Raw genomic sequence first — 15,972 nt, 5'->3', positions numbered from 1 at the left:
ATGAGGGGTAAAAGCCGATCTGGAAATTTTCTTTCCGGGTCGGCTGATTTTTACACCAGCCTATAGAGGTCCAGCACATCACCATTGCCATCCGCGCGAAGTTCTCCCGTATCCAGCATATGCAGGATATGGGCATAGACCGAGCGGGCCGCCGCCGGATGCAGGTTCTCCGGCACATCCACATACATCCGCTTCACCATATCCTTGATGGTCATGGGGCCGGAGCCCAGGCAGCTGCGGATCTGGTCCATGCGTTCCTGGCGATGGGCAATCAGGGCCTCGACAAAGGGTTTGGTTTCCGTGATTGCGGGGCCATGCGTCGGCCAGTAGGTGTGGTAATCAAAGCCCAGCAGTTTCTCGAGGCTCTGCATGTAGGAACTCATGTTCCCGTCCGGAGGGGAGACGACGGTCGTTGACCAGCCCATAACATGATCGCCGGTAAAGAGGGTATTTTCCTCCCGCAGGCCAAAGCAGACATGATTGGAAAGATGTCCCGGAGTGTGAATCGCATCGACGGTCCATCCGTTTCCGAGGATCACATCGCCGTCCTCCAGCTTTACATCGGGCATAAAGTCGGTATCGCCACCTTCCTCAATTTTGAAGTCGGATACACCGCCGCCATGCGGACCAAAGCCATAGGTTTTTGCTCCGGTCAGCTGCTTCAAGGGTTCTGCGGCGGGGGAGTGATCATGATGGGTGTGAGTGATCAGGATATGGGTGACCATTTCGCCCTTCAGCGCCGCCATCAGCGCGCCGACATGCGCGCCGTCGAGCGGGCCCGGATCAACAACCGCCACTTCTCCCTTGCCGATGATATAGGTGCCGGTGCCGTGAAAGGTGAAGGCGCTCGGGTTTTGGGCAATCACCCGCCGGATCAGCGGGCTAAGCTCCTCTGATACGCCATATTCAAACTCCAAGTCTCTTTTGAAGGGGACTTTAACTGCCATGTTTCTACTTTCCGGTTTTTGGCAATTGTACTGATAAGAACTGAGGCGGCAACAGGAATGTGTCTTTACATACGATTCAACTGGCATCTTTTAAAATAAGAATACACTAATATGGAAAGCATGCGAGTTCTTCAATTTATACGCTCCGTCCGGGATCTGGAGGCAAGACAAAACAGGGGTTTCATCTGGGATAACGAAGGCCGGTTCAAGATGACCCTATTGCAAATGGTCTTCTATTCAATCTGTTTGTGAACAGGATACCTAGAATTCCCCCTCATCTTGCAAGGTAGAAAAGTTTTCCGATACTCCCGCAATCCATGCTTATTATAACGGATTATGCGGAGATCGCAAAAGAGAGCCAAGTCGATCTCAGCAATGCACAGGCCCGGGAAGGTCCAAAGTCCGTGACCGGTTAGCTTGCATTTACAAAATTTTTCATCCGCGTCAGCATAAAACTCTCCGCAGTTGCGAAATCGGCGGTCGACATTGCTTCAACCTCCATATCTTTTGTGATCGCGATCGCTTTAATCAACTTGATGATTTTATCATAGGCAGGATCGTTGGTTACGACCGCATAGAAAAACCGCTTGATTCCTTTATCAATGAGTCGGTCTGCAAAATAGGACATATCTGCTATGGAAAGGAAGCTTTCCTTTCCTTTGCGATTATCCAGAATGCAGAAATAATTTTCTGATTTATTAAGGTCCAGTGTTTCCTTCAGGATCGGCGCGCGATCTTCTAAGTCTAAAGTGCCGACCTGCGTTACAATATGCAGGAATTCGCCGCCATATTCCTTCGTTTCAAAACGAATGTTCGTGAAAGAGCCGGACGATACTTGGCGCCACTTCATACTTCAACTCCGCTCAGTACTAAATTGCCGCCTTCCAGCAACTTTAATAAACTTCAACCTATATGCTCCGAACTTAACGGCAATATGAAGGAGTATCAAGCATTCTGAAGAAACTCTTTTTGCAGATTTCCCCTTTTCAGGGACAGTTATTTTTGCTTTTTCAGGAATGGTTTACCCCATACATGCGAAGTGAAGCTTTACGGATTGCTTGTGACTCGCTAGGATCGAATATGAAGACTTCTGCATATATGGCTGCAGTTGGTAGTCTGGAGATTTCTTTTACAAAATTGACTTCAAAATAGGGAGAGCGGGATGGCTCGGATAGGACAGCTGATACAGTTAGCGATCCTGATGTGCGGCTTGTCTCTTGTAGTGCCCCCGTCTTCAGTCCTTGCTGATGAAACAGTCAGTGAGTATGACATTGCGATAGACCTAGCAACAATGCTGCAATCCGCCCGGTCAATTATTGGCGGAAATCAAGATCTTATCAATGACCCTACTCTTGGTGACAAGGGGCTGAGCGCTGCGGTCGTCCGAGAGCGGGCACTCGAGAAATTCAGTGCGGCCAAAGGGGGCGCAATGCCGGATTTATCGGGGGACAGCCTTAAAAGCCGTCTTTTAAAAGCACAGGTTGATGCTATTTCCAAGGTTATGACCGAGCATCAGGAGACGATTAACCAGCCCGGTATTGCCTTTAAGGGATTCGTACCAGCGGTTTTCGCTCGGCTGGTGAATGAAGAATTCAAGCGGACAATGGGCGAAGAGGCGGAGGTCAAGGTTACCGCGCCGCCCGAACTGATCCGCAACCGCAAGGCCCGCCCCGATGAATGGGAGGTTGAGGCCATTCGGAACAAGCTCTCTGCGCCGGATTGGGAAAAAGGCGCAATATTCTCCGCCGAAGCGACTGGCAACGGTCGCCCGGCCTTTCGTGTTCTCGTACCGGAATATTACAGTCAGGGATGTCTCGCCTGTCATGGATCGCCGAAAGGCGAGCTTGATATAACGGGCTACCCGAAAGAGGGCGGCAACCTGGGTGATCTTGGCGGCGTTATCAGCGTAACGCTGTTTCGCAAATAACGGTGTTACGCTATAGGCGGATATCGCGATGAGTAACTTTTCCATCCTTACACGGTTATCGATCCTGAGTGTGGCACTGCTGGCTATTCTAATTGGATCTAATCTGTTTCTTGATAACCGCCTGACGCAAAATGCCAATACGATTGCCAATGAAGCGGCGCTTGTCAGCCGAATAACGACGGCCAATGCCGCCAGTAAATCCTTCGGGGATTTGAAATTCTGGCTTGCCGATCTTGCCGTTAGTCTGCTTACCCTGTCGGAGCGGAACGCGGATGCGGCGTTGAAGACCCTGAACGCCAGGCTTGACGAAATGAAAGAATACGACCCTGAGCGGGTGGCTGTGATCAATCAGGAGCTTGACCTGCTGATGAACGAGGCCCTGCTCGCTGTCGATGCCTATACGGATGAGCGGCGCGTGATCGGCAATTCCCTGATGGCCAAGGCGCGTGTGCATATCCAAATGATTGATGAACAGCTCTCCAGTATCGTTGATGAGCTGGAGGAGGAATCGCGGGTGCGCAGCAGTGCCGGCCTTGCCTCGGCGCGAGAGGCGGTTAGTCTCTCCCATATCATTATTATCGTTGGCGCGTTTATCGGACTGTTGCTGACGATCCTCGTCCTGCGTTCGATCCGCACGCCGCTGTCGCGACTCGTGACGGCCATGCGCTCGATCTCCAAGGGCGATCTGACAGTAGAGATTCCGGCCGCCGGACGTGATGAAATCGGAGAGATGACACGCACCCTGACCCTGTTTCGCGACAGCCTGATCGAGCGGGACCGTCTCGCCCAGGAGCGGGAGGAAGCACAAGCTGAGGCGAGGGGGGCACAGGAAAAGCTGCTTGAAGCGATTGAGGCCGTGACCGATGCGTTCGCCCTCTATGACGCGGAGGACCGGCTCGTCATCAGTAACAGTAAATACCGGGAAATGTATGAACACCTCGGGTTGCCCATTGAACCGGGCATCAGCTACGAGGAAATTATCTCGGAGGCGGTTGATAAGAAAATGATTGTCGCCGCGCAGGACAATTCAGAGCAGTGGCTGAAAGAACGGATCATCCGCCACCGAAACCCGACCGGACCATATGAGCATCTTCGCGCTGATGGAAAATGGCTCCGTATTAACGAACAGAAAACGGCTGATGGCGGTATTGTTGGTGTCTTTACCGACATTACCGAAGCCAAGGCGCGCGAGACGGAACTGGGTGAAATGGTGGACCGACTGGCAGAGGCACGGGATGTCGCGATGAAGGCGACACGCACCAAGAGCCAGTTTCTGGCCAATATGAGTCATGAACTCCGGACTCCGCTCAACGCCGTGATCGGCATAACTGAGATGCTGGAAGAGGATGCAATTGAGGATGGCGATGAAGACCTGATTGAACCCTTGCAACGTATCAGCCGGGCGGGCAAGCATCTTCTCAAGCTGATTAATGATATTCTGGATCTCTCCAAGATCGAGGCCGGGAAGATGGAACTGCATGTGGAGAGTTTCGACCTGGCGACTGTTATTCGCGATTGCGTGGATATGGCCGGACCACTTGCAACGCCCAATAACAATAACATCGATATCAAGCTACCAGAGAACCTGCCGCCGATGACGTCCGATGTCACGCGGGTGCGACAGGTTATTTTCAACCTTCTCAGTAATGCCTGTAAATTCACGGAGAACGGTACGGTCGGCATAGCTGTGACGCATACAGACCGGGATATTATAGAAATCGATGTGACCGACACAGGGATCGGCATGTCCCCCGAGCAGCTCGATCGTCTTTTCAGTGATTTCTCACAGGCCGATTCATCGACGACCCGCAAATATGGCGGCACCGGGTTGGGTCTGGCAATTTCCCAGCGGTTCTGCCGAATGATGGGTGGGGATGTCACGGTGCAAAGCACGCCCGGAACGGGATCTGTTTTCCACGTCAGCCTGCCGCGTGAAATCCCCGCGGAGCATGAGGTCGAGCCGATGGAACCGGCGGCGATTTCGCCGGTCGCCGTGGATGGGAGGCCGGGAGGAAACGTCGTGCTGGTCGTGGATGACGATCCGGTCGCCCGCGATATCCTGCGCCGCTTTCTTGGCGCCGAAGGCTATGAGGTGGTGACCGCTATCAATGGGGAGGAGGGGCTTCAGCAGGCCCGCGCCCTCCGGCCTGCCGTTATCACGCTGGATGTGGTGATGCCGGGAATGGATGGCTGGACACTGTTGCAGGCACTTAAAGATGACCCTGATCTCAAGGATATTCCGGTGCTGATGGTCTCCATTGTTGATGACAAGCACAAGGGCTTTTCGCTTGGGGTTGCCGACTATATGACCAAGCCGGTTGATCGCAAGCGCCTGTTGACCCTGCTGGAGCGGTATAAGCTTAATGGCAGCGGCGGCAATGTCCTTATTGTTGAAGATGACGGCGCCACCCGCCAGCAGATGCGCCGGGTTTTTGTGAGTGAAGGCTGGCGTGTGCGTGAGGCCGTGAACGGACGGGCCGGGCTGCAACTCGTACAGGACGCCATTCCCGACCTGATCCTGCTCGATCTGATCATGCCGGAAATGGATGGCTTCGAATTTGTCGACTCCCTGAAAACGCTCCCCGAGGCAAAGGGCGTGCCGGTCGTGGTGATAACCGGCGCCGATCTCACTGATGACGACCGTAAACGTCTTAATGGTGGGGTTGAGCAAATTATCAAGAAATCCGCTGACGGGACGCCGGCATTCCTGGAGGAGGTCCGCCACTATGTCGGCCAGCATTTGGCCGTCCGTGCCGAAACATCTGGAGAATCTGAATGACAAAAATCCTCTATGTCGAAGACAATGAGGACAATATCTATATGTTGTCTCGCCGCCTCAAGCGCAAAGGCTTCGAGGTATTGATCGCGGGGGACGGTGTTGCCGGAGTTGATACCGCGCGCCGTGAGCAGCCCGCCTTGATCCTGATGGATCTCAGTCTGCCGAAGATGGATGGCTGGGAGGCGACCCGGCAGCTCAAGGCAGCGGAGGAAACGAAAGCCATTCCGATTATCGCGCTGTCGGCCCACGCCCTGGAAGGGGAGAGGGAGAAGGCGATGGAGGCCGGCTGTAATGATTTTGACACCAAGCCGGTCGAATTTACGCGCCTGATGGCCAAGATAGAAGGCTTTCTGAAGACGGGAGAGGCACCGTGAATCTGGAAGACGCCCGCATTCTGGTCGTCGATGATAATGAGGATAACCGCTTTACACTGGTGCGGCGGCTAAAAAAGCTCGGCTACCAGAAGCCGGAAATTGCGGTCAATGGGCGCGATGCATTGGAGAAATTGGCGGCGCAGCCCTTCGACCTCGTGCTGCTTGATATCATGATGCCCGAAATGGATGGATATGAGGTGCTGGAAACGGTCAAGAAGGACATGCGGCTCCGTCATATCCCGATCATCATGATCTCGGCGGCTGACCAGCTTGAAAGTGTCGTTAAATGTATCGAGCTGGGCGCAGAGGATTTTCTGCCCAAACCCTTTAACGCGACGCTGTTGCGCGCGCGCGTTTCCGCCTCGCTTGAAAAAAAGACGCTACGGGATCAGGAAACGGCTTACCGCGCCCAGATCGTCGCCGAGAAAAAGCGCACCGATGATCTGCTGCATGCGATCATTCCGGCACTGGCTGTGCAAGAACTAAAGCAAACCGGCGTGGTGCGCCCGCGCACGTTTAATGCTGTCGGGATCCTGTTCTGCGATATCGTGGGATTTACGGCCTATTGCGACCGTAATTTGCCTGAAACGGTTGTTGCGCATCTGCAGGCGCTCATAGAGGCGTTTGAGAAGATTGTCGATAATCATCAGATGGAGAAAATCAAGACTATCGGAGATGCCTTCATGGCGACGAGCGGCCTGCTGCGACCGGTGGATGCACCGCTTTTGACAGCGGTACGTTGCGGGCTGGAGATGTCCCGTGCCGCCCGGGAAATGGAGCCGAACTGGGAGGTGCGCATTGGCCTGCATTTCGGCCCTGTTGTTGCGGGCATTGTCGGTAAGCAGCAATTCCTTTTTGATGTCTGGGGGGATACGGTGAACATTGCGGCGCGGCTTGTGGAACATAGCTCGCCCGGAGCGGTCGCCATGACCGCCGCGGCCTGGCAGGAAATCCAGGATGAATGCGACGCCCGTTCCCTCGGCATCATCGATATCAAGGGCAAGGGAAAGCTGGATATTGTTGAGGCGTATGCGCTCAGATAAGGGACGGGCGGACTGGTCCTGATATAACGCATGGAAGGATGGCAGAATGCAGAGACGTTTATTTATAAAGGGCCTGGTTGGCATTGCGGCGTCATTGAGCAGCCCGGGGATCGCCATGGCGGGCGGCAAGCTTGAGCCAATGCAGTCAAGATTTGCAGGATCGTTATTTTATACGATGGAGGCGCCGGGCCGCTGGGCCGGGAAAGAAGCCGGCCACGTCCCCATGATCGAGCGGAGCGGAAATATGATCGAGGTGACAACCGGCCACGAAATGGACGGTTACACACATTACATCGTCAAGCATATCCTGCTCGATGAAAATCTCGACTTTGTTGCCGAGACGATGTTTAACCCCGAGACCGACGCGCCGATCTCCACATATGATATCTCCGGCATGACAAGTGTTCTTTATGCTGTATCCTTGTGCAACAAGCATGACGCCTGGCTGAACAGGTTGGTGCTTTAAGGATTGGTCACCGCGGTTAAAAGAACGGGCGCGGCATCGATGAGTATGAGATAAAGTCTTATGTCTGCACAAGAAATTGAATTGAAACTGACCCTGTCGGAAGAGGACATTCGCAGGCTGGCGTCAAGTCCGGAATTTACCGACCTGACTGGTGGTATCGCATCGACCCGGCTGTTACGTTCCGTCTATTACGATACGCCTGATGCCGCTCTTGGCCGTGAGAAAATATCCTTGCGCATTCGGGATAATGGCAAGACCCGGGTCCAGACGGCCAAGCTGGATGGTGGTTTGAATAAAGGGCTTTCACAGACGCTGGAATATGAAGATGAGATTACCACAGAGGTGCCGGATATTGGCCTGATCAAGGATGAAACAGCGAGACGCCGAATTGAAATTGCTCTTGCTGATCAGCTTCTTGTCCCGCTTTTTGAGACATATATCAACCGCACCGCCGCCCTTATTGACATTGCCGGTGAGGGGACGGTTGAACTTGCCCTTGATATAGGCGAGGTCCGGGCTGGAGATAAACGCGCGCCATTGAGTGAAGTGGAGCTGGAGCTTAAATCAGGCGCCCCATACACTATGCTAAGCGCGGCAGAGAAACTCTTTGCGGGTGTGGTGGTTGCGCCGGGCACACTGCACAAGGCGAGGCGGGGTTTTATCCTGATTGGGCTTGCCGATGCGGAGGAAGAGAAGCAGGCCACTCTTACATCCTCTGGGAAAACGGAAATCACCCATGGCATGTCGGGGGCGGAGGCACTTCGATTTGTGGGGAACGAGGCAACAGAGCAGATCTTAAAAAACTGGGAGCTCATGCTCAAGAGTCCGTCAGCCGAGGGGGCGCATCACTTGCGCATCGGGTTGCGGCGCCTGCGCATTGCCCTGCATATGCTGAGCGCGAAGAAACTGGGACCAGAGTTTGCGGTGCTGGAAAAAAGGGCGCAAGGACTGGCCCGGATAGTTGGCGAATTGCGTGACGCAGATGTCTTGCTCAGCGATATTTTCAACTCCGCCGCCAATCATCTTGAGGGGATTCCCGAAGGCGGCGCATTTCGCGATGTTCTCAACGCTCATATTGAGGAGAAAAGACGCCTTGTGCAGGATAGCCTGCAAAGTGCCGACTGGGCAGAGCTGAAGCTACACTGTTTGTTCTTTGATTTCCTGATGGATCGGGCAATCGCACGGGCGGGTAGCGATTTGAAGGATGCCAATGTCCTGAAATATGCGAATAAGGCCCTTAAAAAGGCATGGCGCCGCGTGAATAAATGGGGGAAGCGGATAGATGAGCTAAGCCCTGAAGAGCGCCATAGCATGCGCAAGAAACTGAAATCGCTTCGCTATGTTACTGAATTTTTCCTGCCCCTCTATTCGGCAAAGACGGCGAAACCGTTCCTGAAGAAGCTGCAACGCCTGCAGGATGTCTTTGGTTATCTCAACGATGTCGAAACAAGTCGAAAGCTGTTTGCGATCGTCGCAAAAAGCAAGGACACGGGAGAGGATATCACCTCCCAGGCCACTCTTATCTACAACTGGCATCAAGGCCGTGCCGACGTTGCCTGGCAGGATGCCAGAAAACGTTGGCAAAAGCTCCAGAAGACGGACCGCTTCTGGGAATGATCCGGCTTGAACGGTCGCGAGGCTCAGGTCGGGTGGAAAATGGCTCAGGCTGCAATTGGCAGGGTAAAGTGAAAAGTCGTCCCTTTTTCCTTTTCAGTTTCCAGCCGGATGTTGCCCCGATTAAGCTCAACCATCTCCTTGCAAAGCGGCAGGCCAAGGCCTGTTCCGATCTCTCCTTCAGTGCCGGGGGTAGTTGTTTTCTTGTCGATGGCAAAGCTATCCGTTGCGATATGTGGCGCGATGCCCACACCGGTATCCGAGACCGAGATTTCGACCATATCGTTCTGGAGCTCCGCACTCACCTCGATGCGCCCGCCCGCGGGCGTGAACTTGATGGCATTGGATAATAAGTTCCGGATTACCAGAAGGATCATGTTGCGATCGGCAACGACAGTCAGTTCGGGAATTTTGCTGGAGAACGTAATATTCTTGTCGTCCGCGCAGGTTCGCAGGGGAGACATGCTTTCCTCAACCAATTCTGGAAGGCTGAGTGAAACGGGCTGGTGATTGCCTTTTTCCATCTGAAAGCGTCCCCACTCAAGAAGATTTTCCAACAAGGTAAAGAGGGTTTGGCTGGAGATATTAATCATCGAGGCATACTCGATGATCTCTTCCGGCGTTAGTTTGTCGGCCCGTTTAGACAGAAAATCGGAAAACCCCAGAAGGGAGTTGAACGGGCTTTTTAGATCATGGGCGATAATGGAAAAGAATCGATCCTTAATAGCGATTTCTTTCGTCAGCTTGGTTTTCAGCCGGGCTTCATTTTCCGCAAGGTCGACCAGTACAGTGCTCTGGGTTTCCAGTCGTTCCTGTGTATCCATCAACTCCGCAATCTTGTTTTGCAGATCCTCGTTAATACGAAGGGCATCCTCACGGGTTTTGCGCAATTCCAACTCGTCAATGACGATGCCGGCAAGCTCTGTCAGCAGCTGCTGGTGATCTTCGCTCAATTCCCGTGGCTTGCGGTCAATGGCGCAGAGAGTGCCGATCTTGAATCCATCAGGTGTGATCAGCGGTGCCCCTGCATAGAAGCGAAAGGACGGGCCAGCCGCGACAATCGGATTGTCATGGAAGCGTATATCCTCCAGGGCATTATTAACGACAAAAACTTCCTCTTGGAGAATGGCATGGGCGCAGAACGCCATGTCGCGCGGTGTTTCCCGGACATTTATACCATAATGTGATTTGAACCATTGGCGATGTTCGTCGATCAGGCTGACAAGGGAAATGGGAACCCCGATGGTTTTGGAAATTATCCGGGTTATACTGTCGAAGCTGGTTTCAGTCTCTGTATCGAGGATGTTATATCCCCGTAAACGCTCAAGCCGATTTGCCTCGTCTGCTGGCAGTTTGGCAATTTCCATGGAGCCTCCTTGTGCCGATCTCCCACGAGCAGGATCAATTAAATCTGCTCGCCCTGTTGTCCCTAAAGATTCCGAGCAAAGTGACTGTTCGGAGATCATTTATGTTGCGATCGATTCTATTGCCGGAAAGGCTAATTTTTCGTTAATTTTTGGTTTCAAAAACAGCGGACAACCGCAGATTATATAGGGTTTCAGGCTCTTCTATGCGGGGCTGGTCGAAGCTATGCCCGGGCGGAAATTCCGATTTTTCCAGGATAGTTTGCCTGCTCGCCAAGACAGAGTTAACTCGCTGACTCTGAAAGGTTTGCCGTATTATAAAGCCCGATCAGCCTTTCATTCGTCAGCAGTTTTCCGAAAAATCCGCCATCCTCCTCCTCTTTTGGGGTGTAAACTGCCTTCACCCAGAAAGACTTCTCGCCGGCAAGGGAAAACCTGCCCGGGACAATGCCGGTAACCCACCCGTTATCATGAAGGATATAGCGGCTTGCATCGGGAAAACCCTCGGTTCCGTCCTTAACAGCGCTGAGGCGGACTTCAAATTTGTCACCGTCAAGAATACGGTCCATGACGAAAGTGACAACCGTATAGTCGGCTATATCCGCCGAGGCCGTTGGATCGCCGGTCGGCGCGGCATTTGAAAGGATATGGCTCCGGAATGTTTGATAGTCGCGCACACTCGCTTCATCGAGTTCCTCGATTGCCGCCGTACGGACAATATAGGTCTCCACCGCGGGGGTTTCGGCGCGGCTATATCCCCACTGATGACCCTTGAGAATGACCTGGTCCTCGGCCAGTTCATAATCGGCCACGAAGGATACGCCGAGACGCCGTCCGGTCGGGTCCACAAGGATTAGCCGTGCCCCGAGACGGTTAATCTCCGGAGCTTCCTGAGGGCGAAAGAAGTCATTAATCTGGACATTTTCAACGCCGAAACCTGCAAGACTGCTGTTCTCGTCAGTCGCTATCCCGCCGCTGCCGACAAGGCTGAATTTCTCGTCTATGGCATCTGGATCCTCATCCTTGAGCCGTAACACCGTTGCGGCAACGGTTGCCTGTATGTGCCAGGGGACTTCTTGTGGAGTGAGAGCAACAACGTTAATGACTTCTTCCTCTTCGTCACTCGAACCGAAGGGGTTTGTCAGGAGATCACCAACCGTCTCGGATACATTTCCCTGACAGCCCGCCAGCAACAACGACAGTGACAAGGCTGCAGCACTAAGGAAGCGGCTAATGGTGATGGATTGCAGTGTCTTTTTCATATCATTGCCCCCTTAAAAACGCGCCCGGTCGGCGGCCTGATTTTCAAGCGCCTTGGTAACGGCTGCCTTCACCTCCGGTGTTGAGTATTCCAGATATTTCCGGGCAATTTCCGGATCGCGCAGGGCGGCCTGGACCGCCTTATTGATCAGTTCCTGTTTTTCCTTTTCCTCATTCTGTGCAACGGCATTTGTCATCACGTCTGGATTGGAGGCACTCCAAAGCCCTTCTTGGGCCTTCTCAGGCGTAGCCACAGAACGGCTGTCAGGATTTTCTTGAAAATAGAATCCGGGGGAAAACAGGGCATAGAGGAAGTAGCGGGTAAATTCCAGCATAGCATATCTAAAATAATTCAGGGTCAATACGGCTGTTAACGTCAACGCATACTTACTCCGCACCGCTGGCGGTAACTGGGAAATTATCGGTGAGAAAGCAGTGTTGACGATGAAAAAATTGGTCAAGACAACCAACGTAAAAACCTCTGGTTTTGCAAAGGCTGAAATTGTATTGAGGATTACCATCCCGCCGCCGTCACCGCCACTTGCCGCAGCAAATCTTGCTGGCATGGAAAGCATTATAAATATCAACAAGACAGTAACAAATTTTTGCATTTGTAACCCCTCTCTATGATGCATTTATAATATAAGTCAGAGAGAGAATTAGAGTCAAACTTTCATATTAGTATTATTAAATTTTATAATAGAAATGATTCTCTACTGATTATTGGAAATATAATACTTCCTAAGCGGGAATTATAACGGGAAATATTCTAGAAAGTTCGCTTCGATGCTGAAACTATTTTATAGGAAATGATAGGTTTTGCCGCTGGTAAATGGGGTGATAATATTGGCGCCGAAGGAAGAAGGGCACGCTTCTTCTCGAGATCTCATGCTCGCCGAAAAATCAATATCTTAGAAGAAATGGTCGGGGTGAGAGGATTCGAACCTCCGACCCCGTCGTCCCGAACGACGTGCGCTACCAGGCTGCGCCACACCCCGACCGTGCCGGCCCGTGGTAAGTTGGGCTCGGCGAGAGCAGAAGCGTTATAATCGGGTTTGGACGGGTTCCGCAAGGACGAAATGAGCCCGTCGCCAATTTTCCCTTAAATAATCAGAACGCCCGCTCGATAGAGAAATCAACGGCCTCCAGAAGGGACTCCTTGATCTCGCTGTCCTCAAAAATGCCGAGCGCATCTTTCGCCATCGCGCCATAATGGCGGGCTCGCTCGATTGTGTCCTCAAGCGCGGAATGTTTGCCGATGATCTCGAGCGCCTGCTCCAGGTCGCCGTCCTGCTGATCCCCGTCCTCAACCACCCGTTTCCAGAAGGCGCGCTCTTCCGCATTGCCGCGGCGGAAGGCGAGGAGGATGGGCAGCGTCACTTTCCCTTCGCGGAAATCATCGCCGATGGCCTTGCCGAGCGCTTGCTGTTCCGCAGAATAGTCAAGCGCGTCATCGACAAGCTGGAAGGCGATGCCGAGATTGCGGCCATAGCTCTCGAGCGCCTGCGCCTCCGCTTTCGGACGTTCAGCAACCACGGCGCCCACCTCGCAGGCCGCCGCAAAAAGCGCCGCCGTCTTGGAGGCGATCACCTGAAGATAGCTGTCTTCGGTGGTATTGGTATTGCCCACATTCATGAGCTGCATGACTTCGCCCTCCGCAATCACGGCGGAGGCGTTGGACAGGATCGCCAGAACCTCAAGTGAGCCATCCTCGACCATCAGCTGGAAGGAGCGGCTAAACAGGAAGTCCCCGACCAGCACGCTCGCCTGATTACCCCAGAGGACGTTCGCCGTTTCATTGCCGCGGCGCAGATCGCTCTCGTCCACCACATCATCATGCAACAGGGTGGCGGTATGGATGAACTCGACACAGGCTGCGAGCTTCTTCGCGCGGTCGCCTTCATAGCCGCAGAGCTTTGCCGCCCCTAGGGTCAGAACCGGGCGCAATCGCTTGCCGCCCGCTGCGATCAGGTGACGCGCCAGGGTCGGGATCAACTCCACCTCGCTATGCATCCGTTCCAGAATGATATCGTTGGTGTCGGCCAGATCCGCTTCGACGATATTCAACAGGCGTTTCAGGGTTGCTTTTGCGGGCTGTTCTTTTCTTTTATCCAGGTTTACGATGATGGCCAATGGTGCCTCGTTTAAAGGGTGGCGGGATCGTTCAAATATTTCGCCTGAGCATAGCTTAAGATGGCGACGGGTCAAGTGACGGCGGTCATATCCGGGTAAGGAACAAGGGGAATTTTGTGAAAGAGCTGATTAGGTGTAATGATCCGGTGCTGATCTCCTATATTCTGGCCTTGTTGGAGGATGAACGGATTGAGGCAATCGTGCTTGATGAGCATACCTCGATTCTGGAAGGGAGTATCGGTGCGATCCCGCGCCGGATCATGGTGACCGAAGAAGATCATGACCGGGCAAAGCAGATTCTGGTGGATATCGGTGAGGGGGAGACACAGGCCTGATGGTGGGGACGCGGCAATTAAATGTTTCCGCCGGGGATGAGACACCCTGCACGGAAGACCAGTTTCTGGGCAGTGCCCTCAAGATTACTCAGCCAAAGGATGGTTTTCGCGCTGGCTCCGATGCGGTATTGCTTGGCGCGGCGGTCGATGCCAAGGCGGGGGAGACACTTCTTGACGTTGGCGCGGGGGTTGGAACGGCAGGCCTCTGTGCGTTGCACCGGATACCGGACTGCCAGCTTTGGGGGATTGAACTGCAACCGGAACTGGCCGCGCTCGCCCGCCTGAATGCGGAAAAGAATGGTTTCGCCGAGCAGACGTCAATAATAGAAGCGGATATCGGCATGCGGGCATCTTTTGCGGGGGAGGTGGGGCCAAAGAAAAAACCATTTTTGGAGGCCGGCTTCGATCATGTCTTCACCAATCCGCCCTTTTACGGAAAGGGCCGGGCGCGAGTCGCCAAGTCGGACATTAAGACGCTCGCCCATATCGAGGGAAGCGTCGCATTACCCGAATGGTTGCTGTTTTGTGTTGCGCGGGCGAAATCGAAGGGAACCGTCACGGTCATTCATCGTGCGGACCGGCTGGGTGATATCCTTGCCGTTCTTCAGAAAGGCTGCGGCCGACTGAAGGTCATTCCTCTCTGGCCTGCTCAGGACCAGTCGGCGAAGCGCGTTATCGTGCAGGGAATCAAGGGGGATAAAGGCCCGCTGGAGCTCACACGTGGTCTGGTGTTACATGAAAAAGACGGCAGGCCCACGGCCGTTGCCAATACCATCGCCCGGGAGGGAGCCGCCCTCAAATCCGTGATGTAACAAAAAGACTTGTACAGAGCGGTTAAATCCTTACCTTTACGCCCATGAAAATAGTAAATCTTCTCAAGAAAACACCGCTTAAGCGGTTTCTGGAAAAATCGCCGCAAGTGGCTGTATTGCCGCTTTACGGTGTCATCGCGCCGGGGGGCAACAAGCTCCGCGGCGAGCATCTCAATCTGGCAAATCTTGCAAGCCAGATTGAATCTGCTTTCGAAACCAAGAATTTAAGTGCTGTGGCACTGGCCATTAACTCGCCGGGCGGGTCGCCGGTGCAGTCATCGTTGATCTTTGACCGTATCCGTCAGCTCGCCGATGAGAAGGAAATTCCCGTTTATGCCTTTGCCGAGGATGTAATGGCCTCGGGCGGATATTGGCTCGGCCTCTGTGCAGATGAGATCTATATAAACAAGAACACTGTCGTTGGTTCCATCGGCGTTGTGTCCGCGGGTTTTGGCTTTCCGGGACTTCTTGAGAAACTCGGCGTCGACCGGCGGCTTTATTCGGCGGGAGAGAATAAGGTCAAGCTAGACCCGTTCAGCGCCGAAAAAGAGGATGATATTCTCTGGCTCAAAAAAATTCAGGGCGATATTCATGACAATTTCAAGGAATTGGTGAAGACCCGGCGCGGCGAGCGACTTAAAAAACGCAAAGACAAGGAACTGTTTTCCGGCGATGTCTGGATCGGGGAAAAAGCCGTTGATCTCGGCCTTGTCGATGGCATCGCGGATTTGCGCTCCTTCTGTCGTGAAAAATACGGCGACAAGGTTAAATTCAAGCAGATCGAGGGGCGGCAGGGCTTCCTTGCCAAGAAGCTGGGTCTCGGGCAACAGATAATCGGCGCCGATGCGGTTGAGGCCCTGATCACGACAATCCGCAATCGGTCCGTCTGGGGCCGATTTGGCCTGTGATTCGGGCGCG

15 protein-coding genes and 1 tRNA gene are annotated in these 15,972 nt (G+C 53.4%); 9 read left to right on the top strand and 7 right to left on the bottom strand.

Annotation, left to right across the window (positions count from 1 at the left end; all coding sequences use genetic code 11):
* Positions 1-50: 50 nt before the first annotated feature.
* Both GQE98_RS15750 and GQE98_RS15745 read right to left on the bottom strand, forming a co-directional pair.
* The gene (locus GQE98_RS15750) at positions 51-947 is read right to left on the bottom strand and encodes an MBL fold metallo-hydrolase (RefSeq protein WP_161316663.1); all 897 of its coding nucleotides are present in this window, start codon (positions 945-947) and stop codon (positions 51-53) included.
* A 412-nt stretch (positions 948-1,359) separates the two neighbouring features.
* On the bottom strand, positions 1,360-1,797 hold the full coding sequence (locus GQE98_RS15745) for a hypothetical protein (RefSeq protein ID WP_161316662.1): 438 nt from the start codon (positions 1,795-1,797) through the stop codon (positions 1,360-1,362).
* A 312-nt stretch (positions 1,798-2,109) separates the two neighbouring features.
* Between GQE98_RS15745 and GQE98_RS15740 the strand changes: the two genes are divergently transcribed.
* The 6 genes from GQE98_RS15740 to GQE98_RS15715 are packed head-to-tail and all read left to right on the top strand — an operon-like array spanning position 2,110 to position 9,153.
* A complete protein-coding gene (locus GQE98_RS15740; protein WP_202526346.1) occupies positions 2,110-2,874 on the top strand; it encodes a Tll0287-like domain-containing protein in 765 nt (254 codons plus the stop codon).
* Positions 2,875-2,902: 28 nt separating this feature from the next.
* Positions 2,903-5,653 carry an ATP-binding response regulator gene (locus GQE98_RS15735; protein ID WP_161316661.1) on the top strand — a complete coding sequence of 917 codons (2,751 nt, stop codon included), beginning with the start codon at positions 2,903-2,905 and terminating at the stop codon, positions 5,651-5,653.
* Complete coding sequence (locus tag GQE98_RS15730) at positions 5,650-6,027, top strand: response regulator (RefSeq protein WP_161316660.1); 378 nt, start codon at positions 5,650-5,652, stop codon at positions 6,025-6,027. Before GQE98_RS15735 ends, GQE98_RS15730 begins: the two co-directional genes overlap by 4 nt.
* Entirely contained in the window at positions 6,024-7,070 is a 1,047-nt protein-coding gene (locus tag GQE98_RS15725) for an adenylate/guanylate cyclase domain-containing protein (RefSeq protein WP_202526345.1), read from the top strand. The genes GQE98_RS15730 and GQE98_RS15725 overlap by 4 nt, the downstream gene beginning before the upstream one ends.
* Positions 7,071-7,116: 46 nt before the next feature.
* Positions 7,117-7,536: a desulfoferrodoxin family protein gene (locus GQE98_RS15720; protein WP_161316659.1), complete on the top strand. Its 420-nt coding sequence runs from the start codon at positions 7,117-7,119 to the stop codon at positions 7,534-7,536.
* A gap of 60 nt (positions 7,537-7,596) precedes the next feature.
* On the top strand, positions 7,597-9,153 hold the full coding sequence (locus tag GQE98_RS15715; RefSeq protein WP_161316658.1) for a CYTH and CHAD domain-containing protein: 1,557 nt from the start codon (positions 7,597-7,599) through the stop codon (positions 9,151-9,153).
* Positions 9,154-9,197: 44 nt separating this feature from the next.
* On the opposite strand, the gene GQE98_RS15710 is transcribed toward GQE98_RS15715, so the two are convergent.
* The 5 genes from GQE98_RS15710 to GQE98_RS15690 all read right to left on the bottom strand — a co-directional run bounded on the left by GQE98_RS15710 (position 9,198) and on the right by GQE98_RS15690 (position 13,907).
* On the bottom strand, positions 9,198-10,517 hold the full coding sequence (locus tag GQE98_RS15710) for a GAF domain-containing sensor histidine kinase (RefSeq protein ID WP_161316657.1): 1,320 nt from the start codon (positions 10,515-10,517) through the stop codon (positions 9,198-9,200).
* Between the two features lie 281 nt (positions 10,518-10,798).
* The gene (locus GQE98_RS15705; protein WP_161316656.1) at positions 10,799-11,776 is read right to left on the bottom strand and encodes a hypothetical protein; all 978 of its coding nucleotides are present in this window, start codon (positions 11,774-11,776) and stop codon (positions 10,799-10,801) included.
* 12 nt (positions 11,777-11,788) lie between these two features.
* On the bottom strand, positions 11,789-12,385 hold the full coding sequence (locus GQE98_RS15700; RefSeq protein ID WP_161316655.1) for a hypothetical protein: 597 nt from the start codon (positions 12,383-12,385) through the stop codon (positions 11,789-11,791).
* Between the two features lie 310 nt (positions 12,386-12,695).
* Positions 12,696-12,772: transfer RNA gene (locus GQE98_RS15695), tRNA-Pro, on the bottom strand.
* Positions 12,773-12,884: 112 nt separating this feature from the next.
* Entirely contained in the window at positions 12,885-13,907 is a 1,023-nt protein-coding gene (locus GQE98_RS15690; protein WP_161316654.1) for a polyprenyl synthetase family protein, read from the bottom strand.
* A 116-nt stretch (positions 13,908-14,023) separates the two neighbouring features.
* Between GQE98_RS15690 and GQE98_RS15685 the strand changes: the two genes are divergently transcribed.
* From GQE98_RS15685 to GQE98_RS15675, 3 genes are read left to right on the top strand one after another with little or no spacing between them, the layout of a single operon-like run.
* A complete protein-coding gene (locus GQE98_RS15685; protein WP_161316653.1) occupies positions 14,024-14,242 on the top strand; it encodes a putative signal transducing protein in 219 nt (72 codons plus the stop codon).
* Entirely contained in the window at positions 14,242-15,054 is an 813-nt protein-coding gene (locus GQE98_RS15680; RefSeq protein ID WP_161316652.1) for a tRNA1(Val) (adenine(37)-N6)-methyltransferase, read from the top strand. Before GQE98_RS15685 ends, GQE98_RS15680 begins: the two co-directional genes overlap by 1 nt.
* Before the next feature lie 44 nt (positions 15,055-15,098).
* Positions 15,099-15,962, top strand: coding sequence for a S49 family peptidase (locus GQE98_RS15675; protein WP_161316651.1), 864 nt, complete (start codon positions 15,099-15,101; stop codon positions 15,960-15,962).
* Positions 15,963-15,972: the final 10 nt, after the last annotated feature.

This window comes from Sneathiella litorea (assembly GCF_009882915.1).
Lineage (GTDB): Bacteria > Pseudomonadota > Alphaproteobacteria > Sneathiellales > Sneathiellaceae > Sneathiella > Sneathiella litorea.
Note: the sequence above shows the minus strand (reverse complement) of the source record. Positions and strands in the feature narration are given on the sequence as shown.